Annotated in this window: 20 protein-coding genes and 1 pseudogene; 1 reads left to right on the forward strand and 20 read right to left on the reverse strand. The window is 52.5% G+C overall.

What is annotated here, in order from left to right:
* Positions 1-120 precede the first annotated feature (120 nt).
* The 7 genes from DXD92_RS01945 to DXD92_RS18840 all read right to left on the reverse strand — a co-directional run bounded on the left by DXD92_RS01945 (position 121) and on the right by DXD92_RS18840 (position 6,775).
* On the reverse strand, positions 121-1,761 hold the full coding sequence (locus DXD92_RS01945) for a recombinase family protein (RefSeq protein ID WP_055221983.1): 1,641 nt from the start codon (positions 1,759-1,761) through the stop codon (positions 121-123).
* 72 nt (positions 1,762-1,833) lie between these two features.
* The gene (locus DXD92_RS18660; protein WP_171027916.1) at positions 1,834-2,001 is read right to left on the reverse strand and encodes a hypothetical protein; all 168 of its coding nucleotides are present in this window, start codon (positions 1,999-2,001) and stop codon (positions 1,834-1,836) included.
* Between the two features lie 267 nt (positions 2,002-2,268).
* Positions 2,269-3,627 (reverse strand): virulence-associated E family protein, encoded by a 1,359-nt coding sequence (locus tag DXD92_RS01950; RefSeq protein ID WP_055221981.1) that lies wholly within the window; start codon positions 3,625-3,627, stop codon positions 2,269-2,271.
* Positions 3,587-4,291, reverse strand: a complete 705-nt coding sequence (locus tag DXD92_RS01955; protein ID WP_055266766.1) for a CHC2 zinc finger domain-containing protein — start codon at positions 4,289-4,291, stop codon at positions 3,587-3,589. The genes DXD92_RS01950 and DXD92_RS01955 overlap by 41 nt, the downstream gene beginning before the upstream one ends.
* Positions 4,288-5,532: a serine/arginine repetitive matrix protein 2 gene (locus tag DXD92_RS01960; protein ID WP_117760454.1), complete on the reverse strand. Its 1,245-nt coding sequence runs from the start codon at positions 5,530-5,532 to the stop codon at positions 4,288-4,290. The genes DXD92_RS01955 and DXD92_RS01960 overlap by 4 nt, the downstream gene beginning before the upstream one ends.
* Positions 5,533-6,006: 474 nt before the next feature.
* Positions 6,007-6,312 carry a hypothetical protein gene (locus tag DXD92_RS01970; protein WP_055222220.1) on the reverse strand — a complete coding sequence of 102 codons (306 nt, stop codon included), beginning with the start codon at positions 6,310-6,312 and terminating at the stop codon, positions 6,007-6,009.
* The gene (locus DXD92_RS18840) at positions 6,296-6,775 is read right to left on the reverse strand and encodes a hypothetical protein (protein WP_226906287.1); all 480 of its coding nucleotides are present in this window, start codon (positions 6,773-6,775) and stop codon (positions 6,296-6,298) included. Before DXD92_RS18840 ends, DXD92_RS01970 begins: the two co-directional genes overlap by 17 nt.
* A 175-nt stretch (positions 6,776-6,950) precedes the next feature.
* Here DXD92_RS18840 and DXD92_RS01980 point away from each other — a divergent pair, with 175 nt between their 5' ends.
* Entirely contained in the window at positions 6,951-7,799 is an 849-nt protein-coding gene (locus tag DXD92_RS01980; RefSeq protein WP_055266762.1) for a helix-turn-helix domain-containing protein, read from the forward strand.
* An 80-nt stretch (positions 7,800-7,879) separates the two neighbouring features.
* On the opposite strand, the gene DXD92_RS18845 is transcribed toward DXD92_RS01980, so the two are convergent.
* The 13 genes and pseudogenes from DXD92_RS18845 to DXD92_RS02045 form a co-directional block, all read right to left on the reverse strand.
* Positions 7,880-8,182, reverse strand: a complete 303-nt coding sequence (locus tag DXD92_RS18845) for a hypothetical protein (RefSeq protein WP_055219875.1) — start codon at positions 8,180-8,182, stop codon at positions 7,880-7,882.
* Positions 8,183-8,194: 12 nt separating this feature from the next.
* Entirely contained in the window at positions 8,195-8,377 is a 183-nt protein-coding gene (locus DXD92_RS01990) for a hypothetical protein (RefSeq protein ID WP_055219873.1), read from the reverse strand.
* A gap of 14 nt (positions 8,378-8,391) precedes the next feature.
* Positions 8,392-8,769 carry a TnpV protein gene (locus tag DXD92_RS01995; RefSeq protein ID WP_055219871.1) on the reverse strand — a complete coding sequence of 126 codons (378 nt, stop codon included), beginning with the start codon at positions 8,767-8,769 and terminating at the stop codon, positions 8,392-8,394.
* Positions 8,770-8,866: 97 nt separating this feature from the next.
* Positions 8,867-10,462 (reverse strand): annotated as a pseudogene (locus tag DXD92_RS02000) (VirD4-like conjugal transfer protein, CD1115 family); the annotation flags it as partial.
* On the reverse strand, positions 10,459-10,959 hold the full coding sequence (locus DXD92_RS02005) for a PcfB family protein (RefSeq protein ID WP_118639941.1): 501 nt from the start codon (positions 10,957-10,959) through the stop codon (positions 10,459-10,461). The gene DXD92_RS02005 and the pseudogene DXD92_RS02000, both read right to left, overlap by 4 nt.
* Before the next feature lie 86 nt (positions 10,960-11,045).
* Entirely contained in the window at positions 11,046-11,465 is a 420-nt protein-coding gene (locus DXD92_RS02010; protein WP_006775630.1) for a DUF4313 domain-containing protein, read from the reverse strand.
* Between the two features lie 12 nt (positions 11,466-11,477).
* Positions 11,478-11,789: a DUF5720 family protein gene (locus DXD92_RS02015; protein WP_006775629.1), complete on the reverse strand. Its 312-nt coding sequence runs from the start codon at positions 11,787-11,789 to the stop codon at positions 11,478-11,480.
* Between the two features lie 22 nt (positions 11,790-11,811).
* Positions 11,812-12,558, reverse strand: coding sequence for a BRO family protein (locus tag DXD92_RS02020; RefSeq protein WP_009272669.1), 747 nt, complete (start codon positions 12,556-12,558; stop codon positions 11,812-11,814).
* Between the two features lie 34 nt (positions 12,559-12,592).
* The gene (locus DXD92_RS02025; RefSeq protein ID WP_009272670.1) at positions 12,593-13,462 is read right to left on the reverse strand and encodes a DUF6017 domain-containing protein; all 870 of its coding nucleotides are present in this window, start codon (positions 13,460-13,462) and stop codon (positions 12,593-12,595) included.
* 67 nt (positions 13,463-13,529) lie between these two features.
* Positions 13,530-13,721, reverse strand: a complete 192-nt coding sequence (locus DXD92_RS02030) for a hypothetical protein (RefSeq protein ID WP_425463780.1) — start codon at positions 13,719-13,721, stop codon at positions 13,530-13,532.
* A gap of 23 nt (positions 13,722-13,744) precedes the next feature.
* Positions 13,745-14,020, reverse strand: coding sequence for a DUF5720 family protein (locus DXD92_RS02035; protein WP_006775625.1), 276 nt, complete (start codon positions 14,018-14,020; stop codon positions 13,745-13,747).
* A 12-nt stretch (positions 14,021-14,032) separates the two neighbouring features.
* Positions 14,033-14,968, reverse strand: coding sequence for a ParB/RepB/Spo0J family partition protein (locus DXD92_RS02040; protein ID WP_118639942.1), 936 nt, complete (start codon positions 14,966-14,968; stop codon positions 14,033-14,035).
* Entirely contained in the window at positions 14,925-15,746 is an 822-nt protein-coding gene (locus DXD92_RS02045) for a ParA family protein (protein ID WP_009272673.1), read from the reverse strand. Before DXD92_RS02045 ends, DXD92_RS02040 begins: the two co-directional genes overlap by 44 nt.
* Positions 15,747-15,804 lie beyond the last annotated feature (58 nt).

The raw sequence follows: 15,804 nt of genomic DNA on the forward strand, positions 1-15,804 counted from the left end.
TAGCAAAATAAAGTTATCCCTTTTACTCTGGCCAAAGGAATAACTTTATTGCCTGATAGCATTAAAAGAAAATTGTTGTATCACTTTTGATATAAATTAAAAGTATTTAGCGTCTAAATTCTACCTTGACATTTCCCCAACAAAATTGTAAATAATCTTAACCTCCTGTGTCCTCTGACCATCAATCTTCTTGATTTCTCCAATCAGAATCCGGCTAATGAGCCGGTTCAGCACCGCCTCGTCCAGTTCCTCGATGGCGGCATAGCGCCGGATTTCCTTGATAAAAGTGCGGACTTCGCTTTCTTGCGCATCGGCACGACCTTGCATCATTGCCAGGTCATGCAGGCGTTTCTGGTTGGATTCCTGCTCCTGTTCCAGCGCCGCCGTCAGCTTCACAAACCGCTGCTCGGTCAGGATGCCTTTGGCCTTATCGGTGTACAGGCTCAGGAACATCCCGTCAATTTCCTGATTTCGGGCTTCCAGCCGCAGGCGTTCCTTTTCTGTCTGGGAGGCGTCCACCAGATACCGGTGCTCCATCCGGCGGCTGAGCCGCTGGTAGAACGCATCGGCATCCTTCATAGCCTGCGCCGCCAGTTCCTGAATGTCTTTCAGCACCAGATTGTATAAATCCCTGGCCTCGATCTTGTGGCTGGAACAGACCTTGCAGCCCATGCGGTTGTAGGTCTGGCAGATATAGTACGCCTTGTCAATCGGCTCCCGCATTTCGCCGGTGAAGCGGTTCTTCCCGGTTCGGCCCACTTTCTCATACCGCACCTGCATGGACTTCCCGCAGGTGGCGCAGTAGACCAGACCGTGGAACAGATTATAAAAGGGGCAGGAATTCCCCTGAATGGTCGGCCTGCGGTCAATGAGTTCCTGCACCTGTTCCCATTCCTCCGGCGTCACAATGGCCTCATGGCAGCCCTCGATCACTTCCCACTGGTCACGGGGAATAATGTCATAGGTGTTGGAGCGGATGCCTTTCTGATGCGTCCGAAAGACCAAATGTGCGCCCTTATAGAATGGATTTCTCAGGATGTGACTGATTCTGGCTCCGCCCCAGAAATAATAGTTGGCGTCAAACTCCGTGTTGGCTTTGACATGGGTGATTGGGATTTTTTCTTCCATCAGACGTTTGGAAATCCTCATGCAGCCCAGCCCGTCAAGGGCATAGTCATAGATTTTGCGGATGATTGGCGCTGTCTCAGGGTCAATGATGAGATGCCCCTTGTCCTCCGGGTCACGCATCAGGCCGAAGGGCGGCGTCCCTCCGCAGAACTTCCCCTGCCGGGAGCGGGTGGTGATGCCTGCCAGCACCTTTTTAGAAATATCCCGGCTGTACATATCGTTCAGGATATTCTTAAAGGGCGTAATGTCCATCTCCTGACGGGTCAGGCTGTCCACGCCGTCCGTGATGGCGATATAGCGTACATTGTGTTTGGGGAAAAAGATTTCGATATAGCTGCCAGCTTCAATATAGTTCCTACCAAGCCTGGATAGGTCTTTGGTGATGACGCAGCCGATCTTCCCCGCCTCAATGTCAGCGATCATGCGCTGGAAGGCAGGGCGGTTGAAATTGCGGCCCGTATAGCCGTCATCCACATAATATTCATACTGGAACATTCCATGCTTTTCAGCAAAGTCCCGAAGCATGATTTTCTGGTTGCTGATGCTCATACTCTCGTTGTCGCCGCCGTCATCCAGAGAGATGCGGCAGTAGAGAGCGGTGATTTTCTCATAGACTTGTTTTTTCCTGCTCATAGCGTTCTCCTTCTATGAACAGGGACACGATACCATTATAGTACCATGTCCCTGCCCCTGAATCAACCGTTTTTACGCAGCGTTTTCGGCCATTTCCCGCTGCTGACGCCATTCCTCGAAGTGTTCGCAGGTCTGACGCTCAATCAGCTGCTCAAAGGCTTCCCGCATGGACTTCTCCCCGGAGAACTCCCGCACCACCACAAAACGGACTTTATTTTTCTGCTGTTTGCTTTTTTCCATAGGCTACCTCCATAGAGTAGCAGGCCAGACGGCAGCACTGGCAACGAAGTCCGGCAACGAACCTCTGAAAACCTGTAAACTACCGTCTGACCTGCAAATCTTACTTTATCAATTTTCTTGAAAAATCTCGTTGTTTTCGTTGCCGGAGATAGAGATAGATATTAGAAAATACCTTATTTACAGGCTTTTTCCGTATCCAGACCGGAGAATCCCCGGCAACAAACCCGGCAACCAAGTGGCAACCATCCCGGCAACAGACCGCTAATTTTATGCGATCCACTCCTTCGGCAGTTCCAGCTGGCAGCATTCTTCCTCGGTCAGCTCCACAAATCCATCTTCGTTGCCGGGCAGTTCGTTGCCGGAAACGTCCCGTTCCCAGCCCCTCTGCCTGCCATATCCGGTGAACATCCGGGGATTGGAGAATGGTTTCCAGCCCGTCACCACCGTGTTCATGATCTCGTTGATATTGTGCAGCTGCCACCGCTTCGGCTCATCGTAGGTGTGGCCCAGCGCCTCCTTGAACAGCTGTTTGGAGCAGACCATGCTGCCGGTGTAGTGTTCCAGAAAGCCCTGTATCTGTCCGGCCTCGGTGTCCTCCGGCATGAAATCCTTCTGCACCTCCACCAGCTGGCGCTGGATGGACTTGCTGAACTTCATAGAGTAGTGGCCGCTGCGGTAAATCGTCATGGCCTCCGCCCAGACCTGTAAAAGATAGGCTCTGGAGGCGTCCTCGTCCTCCAAAATGTGAACCTCTGCATTCTCCGGGTAAATCATGATCGGCAAAAAGCGCCGATTTCCGGCCCGGTCAAGGGGCAGGAAGTCCAGTGTGTTGGACGAACCGCCGAACACACACTGCCGCAGCCGGTCTTTGGGCTGGGCCTCGTAGGGCGTCCGGTAGGTTTCCTTCTGGCGGCTGATAAAGGAGCGGATTTCTTCAATGCTTTTGGCGCTGCTGGTAGCCAGCATCTCCGACATTTCGATAATCCAGTGTCCTTGCAGCTTCAGATACACCCTGTCATCGTCCAGTTTTTTCAGGTCGTCACTGAACCACTCGTCCCGGATCGCCAGCAAGCGGAAGAAGCTGGACTTGCCAGCCCCCTGACCGCCCACCAGACAGAGCATTTCCTCATATTTGGAGCCGGGGCGGAATACCCGCCGGATAGCCCCCAGCAAAAAGTGTTTCAGCATTTCCTCCACATAGTCGCTCTCGTCCGCACCTAAGAAATGATGGAGACAGGAGCGGATGCGGGGCGTCCCGTCCCAGACAAGGCCGTTTAGCACGTCCTGTATGGGATGGTAGCAGTTCTCATTCGCCACGATGGAGAGCGCCGCCGTCATCTTTTTCTCACTGGTCAGGCCATAGGTCTGCTCAAAATAGAGAAGCAGATATTTCACGTCCGTATCCGTCAGGGCACTGGTATTCCTGCGCCAGCCTAAATCCTGTACAATGTCCACCCGGTCAGTCAAAAGGTTCAGGCGGATCGCCCCACGCAGGAGAGGGTCATGGCAGAACACCGTCCGGCAGTTGCCGATGGTGTTGGCGGGCTGGCCCTTCTCGGTGACGGACAGGCTTTCCCGCACCTCATCAACGCTCCGCTCCGGCGCTAAGGCTTCGGCTGCGCTCATGGCGGCCTGCCGGGTGGCTAGCGGTAAACTCTGATATTCGCTGCTCAATCTTCCTCACCTCTTTTCCATACTCAGCGACCACGGAAGCACGTTCCTCCATGCTGCCGGACAAGAGAATATCCAGCAGATATTCCGTGTACGGTTTCTTTTGCAGGGCCTCCACGAACAGCGGATTCCACGCTTCATCCGGCGTCTGCGGGGCGTATTCCTTCTCCCAGCGTTCCAGCAGATGCAGGTAATTGCACAGCACCCGGAAACATTTCTGCTCCGCCTGCCGGTAACGCAGTTCCTCGCTGATTTTTCGCTTGACCGGCCTCCTGCGGGGCGGGTCATGGCCTTTGGCGTCATAGTGGACAGAGAAATCCTCCGCCAGCTTCAGCGCCGCCTCCTTACTGCTCAGACTAAACAGACGGGCGGTAAAATCAATCACATCCCCATCTGCCTGACAGCCAAAGCAGTGGAACCGATGGTCAATCTTCATACTGGGATGTTTGTCATCATGGAAGGGACAGCAGGCCATGCCATTCCTGCCAACCTGCACCCCGTAATATTCCGCAGCCTGCCTTGTGGTGACAGACTCCTTCACCGCTTCAAATATATTCGATTTTCTCACCTCCAGGCAGAGAAAAAAGCACCCGTTTCCGCAGAAAATCAGGTGCCTCATAACTCCATATCGTGTTTCTTTTTCGGAGCAATCCGCCCCTCACGTTCCCAGCGTTCCCGGTTATCTCGGTCAGCGTTCAGCCTGCCTTTCGCCAGCTTCTCCCGGATGGATTCTCTGGCCTTCTCCTTAATCTGCTCCTTACCGGCCTTCTTGACCTCCGGCTGCATGAGAGTTTTCTGGATTTTTGCCAGGGCGTTCTGCATGACCCGTTTGATTTTGGTAATCACTCCATCCAGACGGGCGGCAGCGTAGTCACGCTCCTTCTTCGGGGCCTTGCGCTCCGGCGAAAGCACCCATTTTTTCGATTCTTCCACCAGACGAATATCTTCCTTGTGTGTCTCCTGCCGGACGGTATCGGTCACCACCTCCACCGCCTTGTCATAGGCCGCATCGGAAACATCATCTAACAGCGTCTCCACGTCCTCGATTTTGAGCGTCAGTTCTTCCAGCTTCTGCTCCTGCGCCGCAAGCTGCTCCTTCTGCTTCATCAGGATATAATCCTGTTTTTCCAGATAGTCCCGCCCGCCGTAGGACGGCTCCTGATCCAGATGCAGCCCATGCCGTCTGGCGATGTCAAACAGGATCGTCCGGCAGACCGCATCAAAGGTCTGCTTGCGGTTGTTGTTCCGGCCTTTGGGCTTCTCCGGGTTGGGGAGAGGGATGCCAAGTTCTTCCAGCGCCTTTTCCTGCTGGGGGCACAGTTCCCCATAGCGGTTCTCACAGTCAAAGACGTGCCGCTCATGGATGTGGGGCGTCCCCTCGTCCAGATGGAGCGCCCAGTCCAGGATGTGGATATGGGAACCGAAGCGGCGCTCAAATTCCTGATAAAACTCATTGACGATGGAAAAGAGCGTATCCGGCGAGACGGATTCTCCCATCGTGCCGATCTGGTAGATACTTTCCTCCGGGCAGGTCTTGTTGTTTTTCAGCAAGTCCTCCACAGTGCGGTTGCGCTCGGTGTGCCGGGTTTTCTCATTCCGGGCGTTCTGAGCTTCCACATAGCCGCCGTAATGCTCGTAGTAATACATCCGCTCGATTTCCTCAAAGCTGAAATCCGGCTGCTCCGGGTTCTCCCGGAACTCATGGGTGGTAAAGCCCCGGTAGCAGTCCCAGTAGACATTTTGCCTTGCCCGTTCTGCGTCAATGTGTTCGCTGTTCTCCACATCGAACCGGCGGTCATTGTGGCGGGGATTATAGGTGCCATGCTTGCCGGAGCGTCCATTGTGTCGTGTCAGTTTCAAACAGATTTCCTCCTTCCTGCGAAGATGTTCTGGGGCCGGGGAAGGGGCGGCGAAGCCGCAAATCCTGCGAATTTTGCGTCAGGTAATACCCAATACAAGTTGACGCAGGCATCAACTTTCCCTGGGCAAGGCGTTTCACCCTTGACCCGATGGGGCGGCTGCCCTCAACCTGCCAAGGCACTTCGTCCTTGACCCGATAATGGCTGCCGCCCTTAACCTGCCAATGGGCGTTGCCCCTTGACCCCAGCAGTGCGCTGCCGCCCCTGCACCCCGCCACAAAGGGCTGGCCGCCCTCTGTACTTCCGCACCGGCGAAGCTGGCTTCCACCGCAGGAACGGTGTTTGCCAGTTTCACCGGCTCCGTATCCACACATTTGCGCCCATAGGCGGGGAGTGGATACGGAATACGCCTGCGGGGATTGCCGGTCAAAACATCGGGTGCAGACCCGTCATTTTTCCCGTAAACACCCCGATTTTAGGCGATTTTTTCTTCCGTTACCACCACCTGAAAGCCATGCTCCTTTGCGTACTCCCTTGCGGCGGCTTTCCGTTCTTCGCTGTACGGAGGCACCAGCCGGATCGACAGCCGGGACTTGTCCAGCACATAGGTCACGCTGCCCTCCGGCGTGCTGCGCTCCAACCGGCACAACAGTGGGTACTTCCGGCTGAAATCAGCCAGCCTGCGCTTCAAGCTGGCGTTGAAGGTGTAGACGCTGGCAAGGTTCTCCGCCTCGTTCCAGTTGATGATGGTTTCTTTCTCATACTTAGACAGCTTCTTCATACAGATCCTCCTCATAATCGGTGTAAGATTTCAGCACACGCAGGTTGCGCTTGAGACGGCGGTACTCGTCCATCTCCATGCGCAGATGGTGATAAAAATCCTCGTACCAGCTTTCGTTCATCTCCGTCTCCACCTTCCGGGCCAGCCCCAGCATCCGGCGTTTGGCCTCCGGGTCAACCGTCAGAGCCGTCAGCCATTTCAGCCGTGTCACCGTATTGTGGTGGCTGAGACAGCCGTAAGCGTAGAGAATCTTCTTTTCTTTCATACTCAGTGTCATAATGATTTCCTCCATTTCTTTGCTGCGGAGCCATGCGCCCCGCATGATAAACTTGTTTCCTGTCCGCCGGTCTGCCTGCAAGCCGCTCCTGCCCGGAATTTCTCCCGGCGTATCGGCCTCTTTGGTGTGCTCGATTTCTGTCCTGGCGTCACTTCCCCGGAGGCCATACCCCTTGCAGCCGGTCATTCGATTTTCAAGGTTCTGTGCCTGTCTGCAAGAACCAGTTTACCGAAAAAAGAGGCCCTTTCCCGTATATCCAAAACGTCGGAAAAACGCTCGAAATCCGCATATTTCCACGCTTATGGAATCGTGCTATAATGGGTGTAATCACTGAAAAAGATAACGAGAGAGGGGGCTTTGGATGTACGCAAAGCTGACAATCCCGGAGCGGCTCAAAGACCTGCGGGTGGTGGACAAGCACCTGACGCTGGAACAACTGGCGGAGCAGACCGGCCTGTCTAAATCCGCGCTGGGAAAATACGAAACCGATGACTACAAGGACATCAGCCCGTTTGCGATTGCAACGCTGGCGGACTTTTACGGCGTGTCCACCGACTATCTGATGGGGCTGACGGAAAATAAAAATCACCCAAACACAGAACTTCAATCTCTGCATCTGAGTGATGATATGGTGGAACTTTTGAGCAGCGGCAAAATCAACAACCGGCTTCTCTGCGAACTGGCTGCCCACCCGAATTTCCGGCGGCTGATGATAGATATGGAAATCTGCATCGACCAGATCGCCAATATGCGGGTGGAGCAGATGAATCTGGTGTTGGAGGCCACCCGGCAGACCGTCATGAGCAAGTATGCGCCCGGAGAAGATGACCTCTATATGCGGACGCTGGAACTGGGGCAGGTGCAGGAAAGCGATTTTTACAGCCATGTCATGCACGATGATCTGGACAGCATCGTCCGGGACATCCGGGAAGCACACCGCAAGGACAAGACCACCGCCGACCCGCAGCCCACGCTGGATGACGTCAAGGAAAAGTTTGAACAGGCGCTCGAACAGGGCAGCCAAGAGGAAGTGGTAATCCACGAATTTTGCGACAGAATGCAGATACCCTTCGAGAAGATTTCCTCAGAGGACTTCTCTGCATTTTTGCGGATACTGAGCCTGTCCAAAATGCTCAAAAATCCCAACAACATGAGAGGAAAGGCCAAGCCGCAGCCGTACTATGCGCCCAAGCGGAAGAAACGCAGATAACAGGAAAGCCGCCCAATCTGTACCGTTGGACGGCTTTCGACCCGTTTGTGGGCGGAATAAAATATGTGGTTATACATCCGTTAGCTGACCGTTTTCATCAGCTTTTTCATAAACTTCCAGAGACGGATGCCATCTTTGAGGCCCAGCCGGTAAAAGAAGCACTCGCTTTCTGCACCAGAATCGAAAATAGAATCACAGTAGTGTCTTACAGCGTCCTTCTGTTCCTCAGACAATGCGCTGATTGCTTTTTCATACTCGTTTTCCAAGCGAAGGCAGTCCTCTTTTTTCTCCGTGCCGGTTTCTGCCTCCCGCCACTTAGCAAACTGGCTCTGCATCCGCTCCTGAATCATCAAATCAACCAATTTTTCTATATCTGTACCCATAAGCGCCCCTCCTTATGCTGGGCGGATATAATTCCGGTATGTTTCCAGGACGGAATCTGACACACCGCTTTTATATACTTTGCGGATGTCGGAGATTTCCTCTTGCTTCAGCAGTTTCAGCCATTTCAGCAGCTCAGCCCTGCCGTTGGCAAAGTTACAATAACGCCCATCGGCGTATTCGATACGGTATCTCATAGACAGGCACCTCCTTAAACAAAAATCATCTCAGAGAGGATGATTTCCTCTGCTCGGCTGCGAATGCTGTTCATGCCCCCGACCCACGCAAGCTGGTCACGGGCTTTCAGTTCCTCGGTGACACCCTCCGCCTCCTGCATCTGCGAGACGATACACGCCAGCCGGTCAGCGGCCTGTTCGTTCAGGTCAGCAAGATATGTCCAGAGTTTTCCCGACAGAAGCAGGGCATTGTACTGGCCGGGCCGGTGTTCTTGCAGAAACGCTTTGTGCATCCGGCCCCACCGCCCAATGGGGCGGCTTTCCTCCGGTAGCTCCAGATCGGGGATGTAGTAGTCTCCCACCAGCGTGTAGCTGATTCCGTTTTGATGGATTTTCTTTGGTAAATGCTCCATGTTCGACCTCCTGTATTCAGTTATTTCAGAATCCAGTTGATCGTGTCCCTGTTCATGATAAATTCAAGGCAACTGAACTCTTCACGAACAAGTATGGCATATCTTTCCCCAACTTTTGATAGTTGAGAGAGTGGGAAGTTTCACGCCCACGGCTCTCTCCGGTGTTGTAGGTGTCGATGGTTTCCTTTCCCAGCACGGCAGCCAGCTCCTTGAGGGTGGTTGGCTCCTTACCGCCCAGGAAGATGGAAGTATCCATGTTGCCGATGATGGTATCTGCGTTATCCTTATAGATCGCCTTCAGCTGACTCTGTGCCTGCAACACCAGACAGGCGGAAATCTCACGGCTTCGGATGGTGGCCACCAGCTTTTCCAGCTTAGGGATCTGGCCGATATTGGCGCACTCGTCAATGAGACAGCGCACATGGACCGGGAGCCTGCCGCCATACACATCGTCGGCTTTTTCGCAGAGCAGATTAAACAGCTGGGTGTAGCACATAGAGATCAGGAAGTTAAAGCTGTCATCTGTATCACTCATAATGAGGAACAGGGCAGTTTTCTGGTCTCCCAGAGTGTCCAGCTCCAGCTCATCATAGGCTGTGACCTCACGCAGCTCTGCAATGTCGAATACCGCAAGGCGCGCACCACAGGAAATCAGGATCGACTTGGCTGTTTTTCCTGCCGCCAGCTTATATTTCTTATACTGGCGCACCGCAAAGTGGTTTGGCTTTTCTGCTTCCAATGCGTCAAACATCAGATCCACGGGATTTTTGAACTCCTCGTCATCCTCCCGGACCTCCATGGCGTTGATGAACTCAATAAGGGTGGAGAAGTTCTGCTCCTCCACCGGAGCCTCATAGTGGATATAGCCAATGAGCGCACAATAGAGAAGCGTTTCTGCCTTGACCCAGAAATCGTCTCCGGCCTTGCCTTCGCCTTTGGTATTGGCGATCAGCGTCGTGACCAGCTTCAATATGTCCTTTTCGCTATGGATATAGGCGAAAGGGTTATAGTGCATGGATTTCTTGAAGTTGATGGTATTGAGGACCTTGATCCGGTAAGGCTCATAAATGACCTTGCCGTGCTTATCCTTCATGGGCTTTCCGTCCTTTCCCAGTTTGGGTGCGCCCCTTTGGAGCATTTTCCCGCACTCCACCAAAATGGTTCCCTTTGGGTCTGTGACCACATAAGAACTGTGCATCTGCATCAGATTTGGTTTGAGCCAGAAGCGGGTCTTACCGGAACCGGAGCCGCCGATCACCAGCACATTTTTGTTTCTGGCGGTCTTTGGGTCCTTGGGGCGGCTGTTCATGGTCAGGCTTTCGGTTTTTGTGAGAATGACATTGTTCTGGAACACCGGGTCGATGTAGGGAGCAATATCCTCACGGGTTCCCCAACGGGCAGAACCATACTCCATGCCGTGACGGTACTTCTTGGCGTTTTTACTTTTGAGATACACCGCCAGACGCAGGCCAGCACCGCAGCACAGCCCCACCAGCAGATCCAGCGGGTGCAGGCTGGGCCAGAAGCTTTGCAGCGCCCCAGGCAGGACAGCAAACAGAGAAAGGAATTTCTCTGAAGCATTTGCCCCCTGAGCCAGTCGCCATGCCTCCCCGAAGTTGGTAGTAAACAGCCCCATCAGGAGATAGGGCAGGTTCAGCAAAACGAGCTTTTTGATGTCAAACTGCTTTTTCATCGTTCCAGCTCCTTTCGCTTGGTGCGGTCCACCACGGCATTTTTGACCATCTCTTTGAACTGACTGAGTTTTGCCAGCACAGACGGGCGTTCTGTTTTCTCGGCCTTCTTGACCTTTTTGCTGGTGTACTCGGTAAATGCAGCGGTCAGCGCATCGGCGTCACGGCCTTTGAAAAAGATCAGGTACTTGGGTGGGGAGCTACTGCGGTCTTTCTTCACCGCATAGTCCACACCATATTTCCGGGCGATCTTCTCAAATTCCTTGATGGAAGGGTCTGTGATCTCGATATTGGAGATCCCCTGATTCTGACCAATGAGCTGCTTGACGGTCTGTTTTCCGTGGGGTGTCACAGGAGCGTCACGGCTTCTTTGCTTTTGCAGCTTCTTTTCCTTGCGGTGGGCCATGTACTTGCTGATGGCGGCTTTGAGCAGCCTGCCGGTGAACTTTGTTCCACTGACAACCAGCGTTAAAGTTCTGTTTTCCACTTCTTCCTGCATTTTCATCGCCTCCTTTCCACAAAATGTGCAGGGGTGGTGCATTTTCTTCTAAGGCGGGACCACCAGCCGCCGGAGAAAATATTTCTTCATCGCTCCATCCCGCGGCTCTTTTTCTTTACCGGCTTCTTATCCGGCAAATTCCACTCTTCCCGAAACTCTGCCACACCTTTGGGATCAAATACCTTCAACTTCTCCAGATCAAAGGCAACGGCAGAATATTTTCCATAACCGGACTGCACCTGATAGGGAAGCACCTTCCCCAATTTGTTCTCTTTGATGAATCGCAGCAGGTCCTTGCTGATGTCACCGGAAATAAACGCCTCTCCGGGGTCCAGGGAATATCCCGGTAGGTTCACCGTCATATCTGCAAACGGTTCTGCTCCATCTTCTGTATGGGTAATCATGCCGATATAAAGCCGCTGATTATTCGCATACATCCCAAGTTGCAGCGATATGGTTTCTTCCCCATATTCCCACTTGAAGGGGACTTTCTTTTCCTCATTCATATCAGATTCCTCCTATCGTATCTGTTCTTTGTGGTCATAAAACAAATCTCCATTTCTGACCTTTGCATGGCTGAGAATCTTGATCTGCCCCTTTGCCTGACTGTCCAGAGCTTTTTCATAGCCTATATCTGACAAAAACAGGCGGGTTCGTTCTCCTTTCCAGCCCACCGGGGAGTCATTCGTCAGCACATCAAAAATAATCATGTGCCGGGTGTTCTCCGCAAATCGCTGAAGATCCATGTAGTCATGGCCGTGATAGTTCTGCGCCCCGGCTTTCTGACGCATTTCCTCCATCAGCTGACCGATTGTTTTTCCTTCCTGCATAAAACCCACTTCCTTTCTGTTCTTATAAGACCAGCAAGATCATCTCCCGCAGCTGAGCAAAATAGAGCTTGCCCTGGGGCGTGACCAGCGTGTAGGAACCGGTATGACCGTGGTTGCAGTAGTCTTTGACGCAAAACAGCCCTGCATTTTTCACATTGGCATAAGGCAGCACATTGCCGGATGCCGTGCGGTACACAAACCGCCGTTCTATCAGAAACCGAACAAACCGGCGCTCCGGGACATCCAACTCTTTGGCGGTAGTCCTGAGATTGGTGCTGTGCTTTAAGTCGATGAACAGGTCATAGAAAGCGGCTTTGCCCTCCAGCTGTGCATTTTCCTTACGCAGAGAAATATTCGCTTCACGCTCAGCCAACAAGTCTGAGCAGAGCTTCATCAGAGCCTCCGGGGAAGTGGCAACCTCCCACAGCTTCTCTTTTGTGAGATAGGCCCCGTGCTTACGAATAGTAGGCAAGACCTCATCGAATACCCACTGTTCAAACCGCTCTGCCGATGGCAATTTGCTGTGAACGATTAGGCGGTACAAATCGCCTTCTGGGATAAAAGTCATACTGATTTTGCGGTCGAGGCTTTGTGGGTGAGGTGCGTCGCGTTTCACGACATACCTACAATGGCGGATAATTGCATCGCGGGGATTACTGTACCCCAGCGCAGCAGCCACATCCGTTCCGCTGAACAAGTATTTGCCGTTTTCCTCAATGACACGGATACTGCCAAACTCCGGGTTTTTGAAAATTTCCATCTGGTTCATGTCGTGCCTCCTTTGGCATGATAAAAGGCGGCCTTTACCAGCCGCCTGCGTGCATATCGTGATTGACCAGTGAAGTGTAGTGGTTATTCATGGTGGTAGGCGCATTGAACAGCACCGCAAGCAGGTACTGCTTCATGTTGCGTACCTGGGTGGTATTCTTTTGCAGACAGTCCATGACAAACTCGATGTGGGAGCTGTCCAGTTTCAAAAAACGGGAACGCACGATCTCGTGAGGGAAGTCTGCCCCAGAGATCCGGGTGGTCTTTCGTTTGGCACAGACCGTTTCGACCAACAGCTCTACGATCTCATTCAGGTCATCCAGGTAGAGAGGATAACGCTGCTTCAAGCAGTCATACTCGATATTCTCCAAAATCAACTCCCGATAATTTTCTATCTCTGTGACAGACATCGCATCCCTTCCTTTCCGTTCCGGCGGTCTTTCCGCCGCTGTTTCCCGGAAGGGAATGGAATCGGTACTTGATCCATAAGTAATTGATTTTTCTGTATTTGATTTCTCTATATTTAATTCTGCGGGCTTTTCCGTATCCGGTTTTACCATATCCGGGTTTTCCGTATCTGGTGAAGCCGTATCCGGCTGGGACATATCTGGCTGGGGCTGTTCATAGATGACATACTCGGTATCTGTGATCCGCCCACTTTTATCGCGTCTCTGATGGCGCACGATATATCCGGCTCCTTCCAGTTCACGCAGGGCAGCACCGATGGCATCCACGCCCTCCTTACAGATCTTTGCAAGGCCACGGGTGGTGTAGTTCCAGTCCTCTGGCAAAGACAGCATCATGGAAAGCAGCCCCTTGGCTTTTAACGACAGGTTTGCATTTCGTAAATGATGATTGCTCATCACAGTATAATCACGGGTCCGTTCAATGCGAAAAACGGCCATCGACCTCACTCCTTCCGAATTTTGGGTACAAAAAAACCGCAATCCTCATTTCAAAAAATTGCGGTGTTTAGCGCTTTTCAAATTTTCTTGCATAGAACCAAAACAGCGGCTTTTGGGGACGCACCTCTGTAAATGGCTCATCCTGGGCGAAAGGAAGTGTTTGCATCACGCGGTCAATATCCGTTGAATCCATGTCATGCTGAGATCTGCAATCTTCCCGGATTGCTTCTTGAATTTCCTTTACCGTACACATAGTCATTCCTTTCCTTTCGTTGTATGGGTTTATGAGCGGCGGCGTTTTCCCGGTTTGAAATCGAGGATATGTCCCTCAATCACACGAGCGTAACGCTTGATCTTGATCTCCCGGCGCTGCTGGCTTTGCAGGGCGGCCTGATACCCGTCCTCAGTCAAAAACAACCGCATTTCATCTCCGGGGCTTCCGTAAGCAGTGCTGGGACGCAGGACGGAAAACTCGATCATCCAGCGGGTGTTATCCCAAAACCTCTCTACGGCGAGAATGTTGTGTCCTTTCAGCTCACGGGCTGAAATATCCCTCATAGGCGGCTCCTTTCATCGTTCCTGGTCTCTCTGACGCTTTTTCTGCCATGCCTCCAGCAGCTTGATGATGGTTTCCTGCATCCGCTGGGGCGTATAGCTTTTGGGGAAATACTTCCGCAAAGTGTCAGAGGTAAATGTTACTCGGTCCAGATCACTTTTCTTTTCCTCACCCATGATGACACGCATCATATCGAGGGTCAGATGCCCCTCCTGACTGTATTTCTTGAGCCGCTGGGCTTGGGAAAGGGAAGGGGTAGCCTGCTCACTGTCCATGGCATCCAGCAGGTCTACCTGTTCGTCCTTTTTGAGAAAGGACAGTTCATAGGCAGGGTTCAGGGCAATCTTCTTTTCATCCACCATATCCATCAATTCAGAAATCAGCTCTGTCAGACGGATATAGCGAAAAATCTGGTTTTTACTCTGACCTACTTGCTCTGCCAAAACCTCGCTGGACTTCTTCCCAAAATCGTTCCCAACTTGGGAACAATTTTCTTTACTCGGTCTGCCAGCCTGTCTTTTCATGGCCTCCAGCTTCATTTTGTAGGCAAAGGCCCTTTCGCTTGGGAGCAGGCTTTCTCGCTGCAAGTTGCTGTCAACCATAATGATTGTAGCGGCATCATCGTCCAAATCCCGAACAATGACCGGCATGGTCTCCTTTTCTGCCAGTTCACTGGCTCTGTGCCGCCTGTGTCCGGCTACCAGCTCATAACCGCCCTCCGGGTCCGGTCGGGCAATGGCCGGAACCAGAACGCCATACTGCTTGATACTGTCAGCGGTCTCCATCATGGCTTCGTCATCCTTGACTTTGAATGGATGGTTCCTAAAGGGATGCAGTTCAGACAGCGGAATTTCCTGAATCTTTTCCAGCTTTGCATCCTGGCGGCCTTCTTCGGTGGAAAACAGATCATCTACCGAGGCCAGCTCTATTTTTTTCGCGCTGCTTTTCAAGTTTCAACACCTCCTTCGTCAGATTTTTGTAGCCCTCTGCCACCTTGCCACTGGGATCATGGGCAAAAATGCTTTTTCCCTCGGCGCTGATTTCCTTTGCCCGGACAGAATGGGGGATCTCTGTGCCGAATACTTTGATCTTGCTGCCATAGGTCTCCCGCAGGAGCGCGGAGATCTCTTTGGCAAAGTTGGTTCGGCTGTCCACCATCGTCAGCAGGATACCGTCTATCTGGAGCTTGGGGTTGATCTGCCGCTTTACCTTGTTTACCGTGGAGAGCAGCTGTTCCAGCCCTTTGGCGGGCAGATACTCCGCCTGAACGGGAATTATGATCCTGTTTGCAGCGGCCAGCGCATTGACTGTGAGCATCCCTAGGGAGGGCTGGCAGTCGATGAGGATATGGGAGTATTGTCCCTTCAGCGTATCCAGATATTGCCGCAAGATAGTCTCACGGCTCATGGCATTTACCAGAGATACCTCCATACCGGATAACTGGATGTCCGCAGGCATCAGGTCTACGCCCTCTGGGTGGTGCAGGATACCCTCGCCGGGACGAAGCGGCTCATCCATCAGGATACGACCCATAGCGTCCGACAGCGTAAAGGGCAGCTTGTCCGGTTGGGGATTGCCCAGGCTGATCGTCAGGCTTCCTTGCGGGTCTCCGTCAATCAGCAGGACTTTCTTTCCGGCCTGCGCCAAACCGATTCCAAGATTGGCACAGGTGGTGGTTTTGCCAACGCCGCCCTTCTGGTTGGCAATGGCAATGATTTGCGTGTTCATTGACTTCACGTATAATCCAATTATCTTAGATGGTAATTGGATTTTTCCTTTCTCCCAG

The organism is Blautia sp. TM10-2, assembly GCF_003480845.1.
Lineage (GTDB): Bacteria > Bacillota > Clostridia > Lachnospirales > Lachnospiraceae > Fusicatenibacter > Fusicatenibacter saccharivorans.

What these genes read in the sequence shown, in the direction of transcription:
- DXD92_RS01945 (WP_055221983.1), bottom strand. Translation starts at nt 1,761, where the DNA reads ATGAGCAGGAAAAAACAAGTCTATGAGAAAATCACCGCTCTCTACTGC.
- DXD92_RS18660 (WP_171027916.1), bottom strand. Translation starts at nt 2,001, where the DNA reads ATGGAAAAAAGCAAACAGCAGAAAAATAAAGTCCGTTTTGTGGTGGTG.
- DXD92_RS01950 (WP_055221981.1), bottom strand. Translation starts at nt 3,627, where the DNA reads ATGAGCGCAGCCGAAGCCTTAGCGCCGGAGCGGAGCGTTGATGAGGTG.
- DXD92_RS01955 (WP_055266766.1), bottom strand. Translation starts at nt 4,291, where the DNA reads ATGAGGCACCTGATTTTCTGCGGAAACGGGTGCTTTTTTCTCTGCCTG.
- DXD92_RS01970 (WP_055222220.1), bottom strand. Translation starts at nt 6,312, where the DNA reads ATGAAGAAGCTGTCTAAGTATGAGAAAGAAACCATCATCAACTGGAAC.
- DXD92_RS18840 (WP_226906287.1), bottom strand. Translation starts at nt 6,775, where the DNA reads ATGACCGGCTGCAAGGGGTATGGCCTCCGGGGAAGTGACGCCAGGACA.
- DXD92_RS01980 (WP_055266762.1), top strand. Translation starts at nt 6,951, where the DNA reads ATGTACGCAAAGCTGACAATCCCGGAGCGGCTCAAAGACCTGCGGGTG.
- DXD92_RS18845 (WP_055219875.1), bottom strand. Translation starts at nt 8,182, where the DNA reads ATGGGTACAGATATAGAAAAATTGGTTGATTTGATGATTCAGGAGCGG.
- DXD92_RS01990 (WP_055219873.1), bottom strand. Translation starts at nt 8,377, where the DNA reads ATGAGATACCGTATCGAATACGCCGATGGGCGTTATTGTAACTTTGCC.
- DXD92_RS01995 (WP_055219871.1), bottom strand. Translation starts at nt 8,769, where the DNA reads ATGGAGCATTTACCAAAGAAAATCCATCAAAACGGAATCAGCTACACG.
- DXD92_RS02005 (WP_118639941.1), bottom strand. Translation starts at nt 10,959, where the DNA reads ATGCAGGAAGAAGTGGAAAACAGAACTTTAACGCTGGTTGTCAGTGGA.
- DXD92_RS02010 (WP_006775630.1), bottom strand. Translation starts at nt 11,465, where the DNA reads ATGAATGAGGAAAAGAAAGTCCCCTTCAAGTGGGAATATGGGGAAGAA.
- DXD92_RS02015 (WP_006775629.1), bottom strand. Translation starts at nt 11,789, where the DNA reads ATGCAGGAAGGAAAAACAATCGGTCAGCTGATGGAGGAAATGCGTCAG.
- DXD92_RS02020 (WP_009272669.1), bottom strand. Translation starts at nt 12,558, where the DNA reads ATGAACCAGATGGAAATTTTCAAAAACCCGGAGTTTGGCAGTATCCGT.
- DXD92_RS02025 (WP_009272670.1), bottom strand. Translation starts at nt 13,462, where the DNA reads ATGGCCGTTTTTCGCATTGAACGGACCCGTGATTATACTGTGATGAGC.
- DXD92_RS02030 (WP_425463780.1), bottom strand. Translation starts at nt 13,721, where the DNA reads ATGACTATGTGTACGGTAAAGGAAATTCAAGAAGCAATCCGGGAAGAT.
- DXD92_RS02035 (WP_006775625.1), bottom strand. Translation starts at nt 14,020, where the DNA reads ATGAGGGATATTTCAGCCCGTGAGCTGAAAGGACACAACATTCTCGCC.
- DXD92_RS02045 (WP_009272673.1), bottom strand. Translation starts at nt 15,746, where the DNA reads ATGAACACGCAAATCATTGCCATTGCCAACCAGAAGGGCGGCGTTGGC.